Origin of the sequence: Bacterioplanoides sp. (assembly GCF_965219715.1) — a bacterium.
GTDB lineage: Bacteria > Pseudomonadota > Gammaproteobacteria > Pseudomonadales > Oceanobacteraceae > Bacterioplanoides.
In genome coordinates, this window is sequence record NZ_OZ244785.1 from 2,008,670 (window position 1) to 2,022,066 (window position 13,397).

A 13,397-nucleotide genomic window follows, 5' to 3' on the forward strand; every position below is an offset into this window, starting at 1 on the left:
GCTCAGGAATATGACTAAAAAAATGATGTTTAGATAGACAGAAGCAACAGTTGGCTCATAGTGTAGCCAGTAACCCTGATGGCTTTAAGGTTGATATTTCACAATTTGTAACAGATTTTTTACCAACCTAATCACGTCTTTGACCTATCTGAATGCATAAAAAAACGCCGCTGTTGTTAACAACAGCGGCGTTTTTTATTCTAAAGCTTTGACTAAGAAACGTTAGCGAGGCCGACAATGCAAGGCAAAAACAGACGAAATAGCGCAGTTTATAACTAATAAATGAGCATATTGAGTCTGTTTTTAACGCTGCAGTGGCAACGCGGGTAGTTTTTTACTGTTCAACGCCTTTCATAGTCAGCTTCACACGACCCTTAGGATCAACGTCCATCACGTGAACTTTAACCATCTGACCTTCAGTCAGGTGGTCAGCTACGTTTTCAACACGTTCTTCGCTGATCTGAGAGATGTGCAGCAGGCCATCTTTGCCTGGCAGTACGGTGATGAAAGCACCGAAGTCAACGATCTTGCTTACTTTACCTTCGTAAGTAACACCCACTTCGATTTCAGCAGTGATCTCTTCGATCATCTTCTGTGCAGCATCAGCACCGGCTTTATCAGCTGCGAAGATCTTGATGTTGCCGTTGTCGTCGATATCAACAGAAGCACCAGTCTTCTCGGTGATATCACGGATGGTTGCGCCACCTTTACCGATTACGTCACGAATCTTGTCAGAATCGATCTTCATGCTGGTCATGGTTGGCGCGTTTTCAGACAGCTCAGTACGTGGCTCAGAGATAACCGCGTTCATTTGCTCCAGAATGGTGAAACGGGCTTTCTTAGCCTGAGTCAGAGCGATTTCCATGATCTCTTCAGTGATACCTTCGATCTTGATATCCATCTGCAGTGCAGTGATACCTTCATCAGTACCGGCTACTTTAAAGTCCATGTCGCCCAAGTGGTCTTCGTCGCCTAGGATGTCGGTCAGAACCGCGAACTTCTCGCCTTCTTTAACCAGACCCATAGCAATACCAGCAACAGGTGCTTTCAGTGGAACACCAGCGTCCATCAGAGACAGAGACGCGCCACATACGGAAGCCATCGAAGAAGAACCGTTCGATTCTGTGATCTCAGATACTACACGGATAGTGTATGGGAACTCTTCCTGATCCGGCATCATCGCCTGAACACCACGACGAGCCAGACGACCGTGACCGATTTCACGACGGCCAACACCGCCCATACGGCCAGCTTCACCAACAGAGTATGGAGGGAAGTTGTAGTGGAACAGGAATGGATCAGTGGTCATACCGTGCAGGAAATCAACCATCTGTGCGTCACGTGCGCTCCCCAGAGTCGTCGCAACGATCGCCTGAGTTTCACCACGGGTGAAAATTGCAGAACCGTGAGCAGTATTCAGACAACCAGTTTCAATGGTCAGAGGACGTACGGTTTCGTTGTCACGACCGTCGATACGAGGCTGACCGTCGATAACACGCTGACGTACCACTTCGTACTTCAATTCGCCAACCATGCCAGCGATATCGTCAGCGCTGTAGCCTTCTTCGCCTTCAGCTGCGGCCAGCTTTTCAACGGCTGCGGCTTTAACTTCGTCGATACGACCGTAACGAGCCAGTTTGTCAGAGATGGTGTACGCTTCGCTGATACCAGCAGCTGCTTCGGCTTTAACGGCGTTGTACAGTTCTTCGTCACGCGCTTCAGCTTGCCAATCCCACTGTTCAACTTTCAGCTCTTCAGCCCACTCGCTGATGGCAGTGATCGCAGACTGGAAACCTTTGTGTGCGAACAGAACCGCACCCAGCATTTCGTCTTCGGTCAGTTCGTCGGCTTCAGATTCAACCATCAGAACCGCGTCTTTAGTACCCGCAACAACCATATCCAGCAGAGAATCTTCCAGCTGGCTGTAAGTTGGATTCAGGGTGTAACCGTTGTCATCAGTGAAAGCTACACGTGCTGCACCAATAGGACCGTTAAACGGAATACCAGAAATGCTCAGTGCTGCAGACGTTGCGATCATGGCACAGATGTCCGGATCAACGTCTTTTTCTGCAGCAACAACAGTCTGGATAACCTGAACTTCGTTCATGAAGCCATTCGGGAACAGCGGACGAATCGGACGGTCAATCAGACGAGAAGTCAGAGTTTCTTTTTCAGAAGGACGACCTTCACGCTTCAGGTAACCACCAGGAATACGGCCAGCGGCGTACATTTTTTCCTGATAGTGAACAGACAGAGGGAAGAAGTCCTGACCCGGCTTAGTGCTTTTCGCAGCTACAACGGTAGCCAGCACCTGAGTTTTGCCGATAGTAGCCAGTACAGCGCCGTCAGCCTGACGAGCGATACGGCCGGTTTCTAAAGTGACGGTTTCGCCACCGAATTCGAAGGTTTTGGTTAAAGCAACTGGTTTAGTGCTCATTCAAAATTTCCTTTAATAATATAAATTCACCAGTTCCGACTGCCGGTGCTTCTAAGCATTAACCCTTCGGTGCTTCGCTCTTTGGAACAAAGCGGAAAGGTGAATGGTTAGAAGCACCACCATTGATCAACAACACGATCAAATGGGGTTGGCACCACAGTTGTTCAGGAACTGAACAGTTTAAAGTCCGTTATACAGACAAAAATCCTTTTAGCTAAAACAACAAAAGCCCCGGAGGGCTTTTGTTGTAAAGCGAGATCTTAGCGACGCAGACCCAGACGCTTGATCAGCTCTAAGTAACGGTTTGCATCTTTACGCTTCAGGTAGTCCAGCAGCTTACGACGCTGGTTAACCATGCGGATCAGACCACGACGAGAGTGGTGATCTTTAGCGTGTGCTTTGAAGTGACCTTGCAGATCGTTGATGTTGAAGGTCAGCAGAGCAACTTGTACTTCAGGAGAACCAGTGTCGCCTTCAGCAGTTTTGTACTCATTTACAATCTCAGCTTTCTTTTCAGCAGATAATGCCATCTGTATATACTCCAATGAATGTGCATTCGAATACATCACCACCGTGCACATTAACAGTGGGATGCTGCCACTTATGTGGCGTATCCGTCGACACCTTGTGAGTGCCTCAATTAGTCAGCTAACAGGCGTACCTGCAACAAACGCTGTGGTCGAATACCACCTCGTTCAATGCGGCCAATACCGATCAACTGCTTTCGCCCGGATTCAGCGGCCCATAATTGTACAGAAGGTGCTTCTGTTAAGCCAGTACTCACCGCTTGACCTTGCAGGATCTTTTCGGCTTCAGCCCGGGTCAGTTCAATCACTGGCCAAGTTTCCGGTAAAGCGGTCTCGGGTGGCAGCAACAATTTATCTAACGCCTCGGTTCCGCCCTCTTCCGCCAGGGCTTCCAGCTCTTCCAGCGTGATCATCTGACCAGAGTGATACGGCCCGGAATGAGTACGATGCAACATAGAGACATAAGCACCCGAACCAATCTCATTACCGATGTCTTCCACCAGAGTTCGAATGTAAGTGCCTTTGGAACAGCGCACTGACAGATCCAGTTCATCAGAGCGCTGATCGTTCAACGTCAGCTCATGAATCTGAATGGTACGGCGTTTTTTCTCAGCAATGGCCTGAGCTTCTTCCGCCGTCATACCATTACGGGCCAGTTCGTACAGAGGTTTGCCATCGAGCTTCAATGCGGAAAACATCGGTGGCACCTGAACCACATCACCACGAAAGTTTTTGAGCACTTCTTCGACCTGCTCGCCTGATAACTCAGGAACATCCGCGGTTTTGATAACCTCACCTTCAGCATCACCGGTCGAACGAATTTCGCCCAACTTGGCTGTGGTGTCGTAACCTTTATCGGAATCCAGCAACAGTTGAGAAAACTTAGTGGCTTCACCCAAACAGATTGGTAAAACACCACTGGCTTGTGGATCCAGCGCTCCGGTATGACCGGCTTTTTGCGCCTGAAACAGCCACTTCACTTTTTGCAAAACCTGATTCGAACTTAACCCCAGGGGTTTGTTCAGCACCAGAATGCCGCTGACTGGGCGGCCTTTTTTCTTACGTCCCACGCTACTTATGACCTGCTAGCAATTAGTCTTCAGAATCATCATTCTGGTGAGCATCGTCTTCCTGGCGAGCCTTTTTAATCAGGCCAGTCAGGTGATGACCACGCTCCAGCGTTTCGTCATAGTGGAAACGCAGCTGCGGCGTCACACGGGTGGTCATACTGCGCGCCAGTTCAGAACGCAGGTAGCCAGCCGCATCGTTCAGGATACTTTCGGTTTGCTCACGGATTTGTTCATCCGTTTCACCTTTGGCGCCCATCACAGTGAAGTAGATATCGGCATAACCTAAATCTTTAGCCACTTTTACCTGGTTCAATGTCACCATACCCAGGCGCGGGTCTTTCATTTCAAACTGAATCATTTGTGCCAGATCACGCTGGATTTGTTCGCCCAGTCGTGATGTACGGCTGTAATCTTTTGGCATGTTTATTCTCTTTCAAAAGCAGCAAAGCCCAGTCTGAAAACAGACCGGGCTTTGAGTCGTGCAATTAAGCACTGATAGGCTTGGAAGCCGGTTTACAGTGTACGCGCAATTTCACGCACATCGAACACTTCAATCTGATCGCCAGGGCGAACATCCTGATAGTTCTTAACACCGATACCACATTCCATCGCCTGGCGAACTTCCTGTACGTCATCTTTAAAGCGACGCAGAGATTCCAGTTCACCTTCGTAGATCACTACGTTCTCACGCAGTACACGGATCTTCTTGTTGCGGTAGATAGTACCGTCAACCACCATACAACCAGCAATCTGGCCGAATTTCGGTGAGTTGAACACGTCACGAACTTCCGCGATACCAACGATTTCTTCGCGCAGCTCAGGAGCCAACAGGCCACCCATCGCTTGCTTAACGTCGTCCAGCAGATCGTAGATCACGCTGTAGTAACGCATATCCACTTCGTTAGCTTCGACAACCTTCTTCGCAGCGTTATCCGCACGAACGTTGAAGCCGAACATTACTGCACCAGAAGCAACAGCCAGGGTTGCGTCAGTTTCTGTAATACCACCAACACCGGAAGATACGATAGTTACTTTCACTTCGTCAGTTGCCAGTTTCTCTAGAGAAGCAGCAATCGCTTCCAGAGAACCACGAACGTCGGTCTTCAGAATGATGTTCAGGTTCGCCTGCTCACCTTCCTGCATGCCTGCGAACAGCGCATCCAGTTTGGCTTTCTGTTGACGCTGCTGAATTTGTTCTTTCAGCTTGGCTTCACGGAATTCAGCCACTTCACGTGCCTTCTTCTCGCTTTCAACAACCATGAATACGTCACCAGCGTCAGGCGTACCACCCAGACCCAGAATTTCTACCGGGATAGACGGGCCAGCTTCGTCCGTTGGCTTACCGTTCTCATCCAGCAGTGCACGGGCACGACCGTAATAAGTACCTGCCAGTACGATATCGCCTTTCTTCAGAGTACCGTTCTGAACCAGCAGCGTAGCAACCGGACCACGACCTTTATCCAGGCGTGACTCAACCACAACACCCTGACCCGGGCCGTCGAAGTGAGCTTTCAGCTCCAGCAGTTCTGCTTGCAGGATAACGGCTTCTAACAGCTCATCGATGCCCTGACCTGTGTGTGCAGATACCGGTACAAACGGTACATCACCACCCCAGTCTTCAGGGATTACGTCGCGAGCCGCCAGTTCGTTTTTAGCACGATCCGGATCCGCCGCTTCTTTATCCATCTTGTTGATTGCAACAACAATTGGAACACCCGCCGCTTTAGCGTGTTGTACCGCTTCTTCGGTCTGTGGCATCACACCATCGTCTGCTGCAACCACCAGAATTACAACGTCAGTCGACTGAGCACCACGAGCACGCATCGAAGTAAACGCCGCGTGTCCAGGCGTATCCAGGAAGGACACCATGCCGTGATCAGTATCTACGTGGTATGCACCAATGTGCTGGGTAATACCACCGGCTTCGCCTGATACAACGCGCGATTTACGGATGTAATCCAGCAGCGAGGTTTTACCGTGATCAACGTGACCCATTACGGTAACAACCGGCGCACGGGTAGTTTGTTCACCCTCGTAAGAAACCGACTCAGTTACCGCTTCTTCCAACTCATTATCAGAAATCAGCTTAGAAACTTTATGGCCCATTTCTTCAACCACCAGAGTGGCAGTATCCTGGTCCAGAGTCTGGTTAATGGTTGCCATTACGCCCAGTTTCATCAGCTCTTTGATCACTTCACCGGCTTTAACAGCCAGCTTCTGCGCCAGTTCACCAACAGAAATTGCTTCTGGTAATTCAACTTCTTTGATTACCGGAGCGGTTGGTTTGCTGAATCCATGTTCGTTATTAGCATTAGCCGCCTGGTTTTGCTGACGACGCGCAGCGCCTTTCAACTTACCTTTATTGCGACCTTTGTTGCGACCATTGCGATCCTGCTCAGAACCATCAACGAAGCGCTTGTCGCGATCATCACCATTACGACGATCACCACCTTTACCGCGCTTACGACCGCCATCATCCTGGCGAGCCTGAACCGCTTCAGCTTCAGCACGTTTTTGCGCTGCTTCATCTTCGGTTGGCTTCTGACGAACCTTAGCAACTGGCTTACTTGGCTTAGCACGACGCTCTTCAGCTGGCGTTACTTTAACCTTAGGTTTTGCGGTTGCTTTTGGCTTAGCTTCTGCTTTTGGTTTCAGAGTAGCCGTTGGCTTCTTCTCTTCTACCTTCTTCGCCACTACGCGAGCAGTTGGCTTAGCAGTAGCGGTCGCTTTAGGCATCTGAGGCGCTTTAGGCGCTTCTTTCTTAACCTTAGGCTCTGGCTTTTTAGCCACTTTTGCTTCCGCAGCTGCTTTGTCAGCCTGAGCTTTTTCTGCTGCGGCCTGTTCTGCATCAGCCGCCGCTTTCGCTTGTGCCGCTTCCGCAGCGCGAGCTGCTTCATCTTCAGCAGCCTGATCTGCAGCCGCTTTCGCTTCTACACGTGCTTTTTCTGCTGCCAGCTCAGATTCATCGCGCTTCACGTAGGTACGCTTTTTGCGCACTTCTACGTTTACTTGTTTCTTGCCACCTGCACCCACTTTTAATGTCGTGGTTGCTTTACGCTTCAGGGTAATTTTCTTCGGGGCGTCACCAGACTCACCATGACTGGACTTTAAGAAAGCCAGCAAAGTTTGCTTCTGATCATCTGATACTGCATCGTCAGAACCGGTCTGAGGCAGACCGGCTTCTTTCATCTGGGACAGCAGGCGATCAACGCCGATATTTACCACGTCGGCGAGTTCTTTAACTGTTACATCTGCCATACGTTTCTCCTATGCCGAGCGGATCTGTTAGTCGTTGCCCTCGAACCAGGGCTTGCGTGCCGTCATAATCAATTCGGCGGCTTTCTCTTCGGTCATGTCTTCAACGTCCAGCAGGTCATCGATGGATTGCTCGGCAAGATCCTCCATCGTACAAATACCCTTGCTGGCCAGCACCAATGCCAGGTGCTTATCCATGCCGTCCATTGTCAGCAGATCTTCTGCTGGTTGCGCTGCTTCCAGTTGTTCTTCTGATGCAATGGCCTGAGTCAGCAGCACGTCTTTTGCGCGGTTACGCAATTCGTTAACGACTTCTTCGTCCAGACCTTCGATCGCCAGCATTTCTTCCATGGGCACATAAGCGATCTCTTCCAGAGAGGTGAAACCTTCTTCTACCAACAGCAGAGCGAAGTCTTCATCAATATCCAGAGAATTCATAAAGGTGTTGATGTAAGCAGAAGCTTCTTCGTTCTGTTTCTCAGATGCTTCTTCTTCAGTCATCACATTGATTTCCCAGCCAGTCAGTTCGGACGCTAAGCGTACGTTCTGACCACCACGGCCAATCGCCTGTGCCAGGTTATCTTCTTCAACTGCAACATCCATGGAGTTGGTTTCTTCATCCATAATGATGGATGCCACTTCCGCAGGTGCCATGGCGTTGATCACCAGCTGTGCCGGGTTATCGTCCCACAGCACAATATCGATACGCTCATTACCGCCCAGCTCATTGGTTACAGCCTGAACACGCGCACCGCGCATACCCACACAAGCACCTACCGGATCGATACGCTTATCGTTGGTTTTTACCGCAATTTTGGCACGAGAACCCGGATCACGAGCAGCGCCTTTAATTTCGATAACATCTTCCGCAATTTCCGGAACTTCGATGCGGAACAACTCAACCATCATGTCGGAAATGGTACGGCTCAGCATTAACTGAGGACCACGGTTTTCCGGACGAATATCAAACAGAATGGAACGAACACGATCGCCCATACGTAAGATTTCACGGCCGATCAGCTGATCTTTTGGCATCAGGCCTTCGGCATTGTTACCCAGATCAATAATGACGTTATCGCGGGTAACCTTTTTAACAGTACCGCTGATTAATTCGCCAACACGATCTTCATATTGTTCAACAATCTGGGCACGTTCAGCTTCACGTACTTTTTGTACGATAATCTGCTTCGCCGCCTGGGCAGCAATACGACCAAAATCAGGATTTTCAATCTGAGTTTCGTAGGTATCACCTGGCTGCAGGTTGGTGTCAATTTCGTGTGCTTCTTCCAGCGTGAGTTCATCACCCAGGCCTGGAACCACATCGTTACTAACAACTAACCAGCTGCGGAAAGTTTCGTAATCACCGGTTCTGCGGTCGATATCTACGCGAATAGTGGCTTCTTCATCTTCGTAACGCTTTTTAGCAGCCGCCGCCAGCGCAGATTCAATGGCTTCAAAAATAATTTCTTTTGAAACGCCTTTTTCGTTGGATACCGCTTCCGCGACCAGGAGAATTTCTTTGCTCATCTTCTAGCCTCGCTCTGCAACCTTAGTCCTTGAATTGTGGAACAACATTCGCCTTCTCAATCAGCTCAATGGGCAGCAGATATTCGTGGCCATCAACAAACAGCACAATATCTTCCTGCTCAACACCAATCAGTTGGCCCTTAAATTTTCGACGCCCATCGAACGGCATACGTAAGCGCAACTCAATAATATGGTTGGCGTAACTTTTAAACTGCTCGAGGGTGAATAATGGTCGGTCCATCCCGGGGGAGGAAACTTCCAGGGTGTAATCCTGAGAAATCGGGTCTTCAACATCCAGAACACTACTGACCTGACGACTGACTTCAGCGCAGTTGTCGACGTTAATGCCATTTTCATGATCAATAAAAATTCGCAGCAGCGTGTGTTTACCCTGCGCAGAATATTCCAGGCCCCAAAAAACGTAGCCCATGGACTCCACAATCGGAGCCAGCATTTCAGTCAACTGAGTGTCTTTAGCCAAACAACCACCTTTTTTCAAAATTTGACGCCGGTGATCACCTGAAACAGCAAAACCGACTTCGATACAAACAAAAACTGGGCATAAATGCCCAGTCTGATAAAACTGCCTGCAATCACAATCCCAACGACAACATTGACATCACAATTGCATTTGCAGACCTGATAAACCACGACAGTTTATCCAGGCTGGAACACCGCTATTTTACTGTTAACCCTTAATTCAAAAGGCTTTGAGTACGAAAAAGCCCCTGACGTGAGGGGCTTTAAAGCATGTGTTCTGTAAAAAGCACGCGCATTATAGGTGCTTTAAACAGAAAAAGCGAACTAAGTTCGCTTTCTCTTTCTTATCTACTGCAATAAGAAGTTGGTGCGGATGGCGAGACTTGAACTCGCACGAGCTATGCTCACCACCCCCTCAAGATGGCGTGTCTACCAATTCCACCACATCCGCACTACATTCGCTTGCGCTTATTGACCTGCTTCTTCAACAGCAGGCTCATCAGACGCTGAAGCATCCAGTTCAGGCTCACCTAAAACAGGAGCATCTGAAACCGGCGCGTATTCTTCCACAATTGGGGTGTCTTGCTCAAGCTTTTCGATCACTTCCTGACTAGGAATACCCAAATCAGACGCACCAACGGCTTTTTGCTTAGCAACTACCGCTAAACCCAAGCTGGTAATAAAGAACAGAGTCGCCAGAATTGCCGTACTACGGCTCAGGAAGTTGCCAGAACCCTGACTACCAAATACGGTTTGAGATGCACCGCTACCAAAAGAAGCACCGGCATCCGCACCTTTACCCTGCTGCATCATGACAAAACCGACGATGCCTAACGCAAACAAGATATGAGCAATTAAAATAATTTGTTCCATATTTAACCTATGAACGACAGATTCCTAAAAATTCTTCAGCCGTCAGCGATGCACCGCCAACCAGACCACCATCAATATCGGCCTGAGCGAATAACTCTGCCGCATTAGCAGCTTTCACACTGCCACCGTATAAAATCTTGGTTTGCTCAGCAACATCGGCACTTACGGATGCCAGTAACGAGCGAATAAAAGCGTGCATTTGCTGAGCTTGTTCCGGTGTAGCTGTTTCACCAGTACCAATCGCCCAAACCGGCTCATAAGCAACAACCACCTGAGACCATTGCTGCTCCGAAAGCTGGTGCAACAACGCAGACAATTGTTGTTTAACAATCAGCTCTGCATTACCAGACTGGCGCTGATCCAGTGTTTCACCGACACACACTATGGCAGTCATCCCCTGAGCCAGAACTTTCTCTGTCTTTGCCAGAACAACCGCATCCGTTTCGTGATACAAGCTGCGTCGCTCGGAATGGCCAACCAACACCATGCCACAGCCAATATCCTGCAGCATGGAAACAGAAACCTCACCGGTGTAAGCACCAGAATCGGCGGTTGAACAATTCTGTCCACCCACCACAACTGACGACGCTGCCAACTTTTCTTTTGCCAATGCAAGGTATGGAAAAGGAGGAAATACAGCAACATCACAGTTATCGATTTCAGCAGCGGTAATCGCGGACAACAGTGATTCAGTCACTTCGACTGAAGCATTCATTTTCCAGTTTCCGGCAACCAATAATCGACGCATGAGATTTCCCAAAATTTAAAGAGCGCAGATACTATCTAAGAAGGAGAGCTGACACAAGAGAAGGAGCGCATACTCCTTCTCTTATAACCAATCAAGCCAGGGCTTTTTCGACAACTTCTGCCAGCTGCTGCGTCAGTCCCGAAACCTGCGCGGCGTCTTCTCCTTCAACCATCACCCTTACAACCGGCTCGGTACCTGAAGGACGCAATAAAACACGCCCACGACCGGCCAGTGTCGATTCAACATCCGCAACGGCAGCCTTAACTGTTTCATCGCTGTTTACGTCGATATCTTTATTGCGACGCACATTGATCATGGTTTGCGGGCACTTACTCATACCCTGTTTCAGTTCATGTAATGGTTTATCAAAATCCTGCAATGCCATCATCACCTGCAGAGCAGAAACCACACCATCACCCGTGGTGGTTGAATCCAGACACAATAAATGACCAGAAGACTCACCACCAAAACGCCAGTTACGTTCTTTTAACTGCTGCATAACATAACGATCACCCACTTTCGCGCGGGTAAAGTCGATACCGTCTTCTTTCAATGCCAGCTCCAGACCCAGGTTAGACATCAGAGTACCAACCACACCACCACCTAAACGGCCACGACTCTTAGCATGTGTCGCCATGATGAACAGTAATTCATCACCATCAACAACCTCACCATTACCGTCGACCATGACCACGCGATCACCGTCACCATCAAAAGCGATCCCCAGGTCTGCGCGGGTTTCAATGACCTTACGTTGCAACGCTTTTGGAGAGGTAGAGCCCACCTCTTTATTGATGTTCAGACCATCGGGATCAGCACCAATCACAACAACTTCAGCACCCAGCTCGCGGAATACTGCCGGAGCAATCTGGTAAGTTGCACCATGAGCACAGTCCAGCACAATGCGCTGACCCTTGAGACGTAAACGACGCACCGTGCTCTTACAGAATTCAATATAACGACCCGCCGCGTCATCAATCCGGAACGCCTTACCCAACTGATCGGAGGCAACCGTTGTCATCGGCAGGTCTAAATGCTCTTCGATGGCTTTTTCAATATCATCATCGAGCTTAGTGCCATTGCTTGAGAAAAACTTAATGCCGTTGTCGTGGTACGGGTTATGTGAAGCACTAATCACAATGCCGGCATCGGCATAAAAAGTCCGCGTCAGATAAGCAATACCCGGTGTTGGCATCGGGCCTAACAAACCACTATTAACACCCGCGGCTGATAAGCCAGCCTCTAAGGCCGACTCAAACATGTAACCAGAAATACGCGTATCTTTACCGATTAAAATGGTTTTTTTGCCCTGCTCAGCAAATACTTTTCCTGCCGCCCAACCCAGCTTCATCACAAATTCAGGAGTGATTGGGAATTGACCGACTTCGCCACGAATACCATCGGTACCAAAATATTTTCTCGACATTATCTTTCCTTGTTTAAACAATGCAGGCCCCTGATAACACCAACCTGCTATTCAATTCTATTCTTCTGAAATGAGCCAAGCTGCCTTATACAGATTCACTCAAAGTCGCATTAGCAACCGCTAACGCTTCAAACGTTTCTTTAACATCATGCACACGCAAAATCTTAGCGCCCTTCATTACACTGATGACAGCACCCGCAACACTACCACAAACACGTTGCTCAGCTATTTCACCCCCGGTAGCCGCACCAATCATACGCTTGCGTGATAAGCCAATCAGCAATGGCAATTCTAAATCATGCAATTGCTCCATGCGATTCAGCAATTGGTAATTATGCTCAGTGGTTTTACCAAAACCAAACCCCGGATCGAGCAAGATTCGTTCACGAATGATCCCCGCTTTTTCGCAAACTTCCACGCGTTGTTCAAGGAATTGCTTCACGTCCTGAACCACATCGCGATACTCAGGGTTATCCTGCATGGTTTGCGGATTCCCTTGCATATGCATTAAACACACGGGCAAACCAGAATCTGCTGCGGCTTGTAAAGCTCCCTCCCGCTGCAAAGCCCGCACATCATTCACCAAATGCGCTCCTGCAAGAGTAGCCTCACGAATAACCGCCGCGGTACTGGTATCAACTGAAATCAGCACATCCAATTCGCGACGAATCGCCTCAATAACAGGAATAACGCGATCCAGCTCCTGCTGTTCGGAAACCGGATCCGCACCCGGCCGGGTAGACTCACCGCCAATATCAATAATGGCAGCACCATCGAGTGTCATCTGGCGCGCTTGCCTTAATGCCGAATTCAACGAGGTAAAGCGCCCACCATCTGAAAAAGAATCCGGGGTGACATTTAGAATTCCCATTACCTGGGCTTTGGATAAATCCAGCGAGCGCTGGCCACATTGCAGAATCACGTTTTTCACTTATATCATGCGCAGCAATTGCCACTATGATTTGATTTTTCTGCCGCCGCATCAGAGGCACATCCATGTGACTTTGATGCTACCACGACATCCTGTCGCTGCTCCGAAAAACAATTCACAGCA

Annotated in this window: 11 protein-coding genes and 1 tRNA gene; all 12 read right to left on the reverse strand. The window is 49.1% G+C overall.

The features are described from left to right. Positions 1 to 334: 334 nt before the first annotated feature. On the reverse strand, positions 335 to 2,437 hold the full coding sequence (pnp, locus tag ACOQOZ_RS09635) for a polyribonucleotide nucleotidyltransferase (RefSeq protein ID WP_255858833.1): 2,103 nt from the start codon (positions 2,435 to 2,437) through the stop codon (positions 335 to 337). A 260-nt stretch (positions 2,438 to 2,697) separates the two neighbouring features. Next, complete coding sequence (gene rpsO, locus ACOQOZ_RS09640; RefSeq protein ID WP_068653922.1) at positions 2,698 to 2,967, reverse strand: 30S ribosomal protein S15; 270 nt, start codon at positions 2,965 to 2,967, stop codon at positions 2,698 to 2,700. A gap of 110 nt (positions 2,968 to 3,077) precedes the next feature. Further along, complete coding sequence (gene truB / locus ACOQOZ_RS09645; protein ID WP_420592057.1) at positions 3,078 to 4,034, reverse strand: tRNA pseudouridine(55) synthase TruB; 957 nt, start codon at positions 4,032 to 4,034, stop codon at positions 3,078 to 3,080. A 22-nt stretch (positions 4,035 to 4,056) separates the two neighbouring features. Next, complete coding sequence (gene rbfA, locus ACOQOZ_RS09650) at positions 4,057 to 4,455, reverse strand: 30S ribosome-binding factor RbfA (protein ID WP_420592058.1); 399 nt, start codon at positions 4,453 to 4,455, stop codon at positions 4,057 to 4,059. Between the two features lie 92 nt (positions 4,456 to 4,547). After that, positions 4,548 to 7,292 (reverse strand): translation initiation factor IF-2, encoded by a 2,745-nt coding sequence (infB, locus tag ACOQOZ_RS09655; RefSeq protein WP_420592059.1) that lies wholly within the window; start codon positions 7,290 to 7,292, stop codon positions 4,548 to 4,550. 27 nt (positions 7,293 to 7,319) lie between these two features. Next, positions 7,320 to 8,816, reverse strand: a complete 1,497-nt coding sequence (gene nusA / locus ACOQOZ_RS09660; protein ID WP_420592060.1) for a transcription termination factor NusA — start codon at positions 8,814 to 8,816, stop codon at positions 7,320 to 7,322. A 22-nt stretch (positions 8,817 to 8,838) separates the two neighbouring features. Beyond that, positions 8,839 to 9,297, reverse strand: a complete 459-nt coding sequence (gene rimP / locus ACOQOZ_RS09665) for a ribosome maturation factor RimP (protein ID WP_420592061.1) — start codon at positions 9,295 to 9,297, stop codon at positions 8,839 to 8,841. 364 nt (positions 9,298 to 9,661) lie between these two features. Next, positions 9,662 to 9,747 (reverse strand) — tRNA-Leu (locus ACOQOZ_RS09670). Between the two features lie 17 nt (positions 9,748 to 9,764). Continuing rightward, positions 9,765 to 10,169, reverse strand: coding sequence for a preprotein translocase subunit SecG (secG, locus tag ACOQOZ_RS09675; protein WP_420592062.1), 405 nt, complete (start codon positions 10,167 to 10,169; stop codon positions 9,765 to 9,767). 7 nt (positions 10,170 to 10,176) lie between these two features. Beyond that, the gene (gene tpiA, locus ACOQOZ_RS09680; RefSeq protein WP_420592063.1) at positions 10,177 to 10,917 is read right to left on the reverse strand and encodes a triose-phosphate isomerase; all 741 of its coding nucleotides are present in this window, start codon (positions 10,915 to 10,917) and stop codon (positions 10,177 to 10,179) included. 91 nt (positions 10,918 to 11,008) lie between these two features. Beyond that, entirely contained in the window at positions 11,009 to 12,343 is a 1,335-nt protein-coding gene (gene glmM, locus ACOQOZ_RS09685; RefSeq protein WP_420592064.1) for a phosphoglucosamine mutase, read from the reverse strand. An 85-nt stretch (positions 12,344 to 12,428) separates the two neighbouring features. Continuing rightward, positions 12,429 to 13,274, reverse strand: coding sequence for a dihydropteroate synthase (gene folP / locus ACOQOZ_RS09690; RefSeq protein ID WP_420592065.1), 846 nt, complete (start codon positions 13,272 to 13,274; stop codon positions 12,429 to 12,431). Positions 13,275 to 13,397 lie beyond the last annotated feature (123 nt).

What these genes read in the sequence shown, in the direction of transcription:
- pnp (WP_255858833.1), bottom strand. Translation starts at nt 2,437, where the DNA reads ATGAGCACTAAACCAGTTGCTTTAACCAAAACCTTCGAATTCGGTGGC.
- rpsO (WP_068653922.1), bottom strand. Translation starts at nt 2,967, where the DNA reads ATGGCATTATCTGCTGAAAAGAAAGCTGAGATTGTAAATGAGTACAAA.
- rbfA (WP_420592058.1), bottom strand. Translation starts at nt 4,455, where the DNA reads ATGCCAAAAGATTACAGCCGTACATCACGACTGGGCGAACAAATCCAG.
- infB (WP_420592059.1), bottom strand. Translation starts at nt 7,292, where the DNA reads ATGGCAGATGTAACAGTTAAAGAACTCGCCGACGTGGTAAATATCGGC.
- nusA (WP_420592060.1), bottom strand. Translation starts at nt 8,816, where the DNA reads ATGAGCAAAGAAATTCTCCTGGTCGCGGAAGCGGTATCCAACGAAAAA.
- secG (WP_420592062.1), bottom strand. Translation starts at nt 10,169, where the DNA reads ATGGAACAAATTATTTTAATTGCTCATATCTTGTTTGCGTTAGGCATC.
- tpiA (WP_420592063.1), bottom strand. Translation starts at nt 10,917, where the DNA reads ATGCGTCGATTATTGGTTGCCGGAAACTGGAAAATGAATGCTTCAGTC.
- glmM (WP_420592064.1), bottom strand. Translation starts at nt 12,343, where the DNA reads ATGTCGAGAAAATATTTTGGTACCGATGGTATTCGTGGCGAAGTCGGT.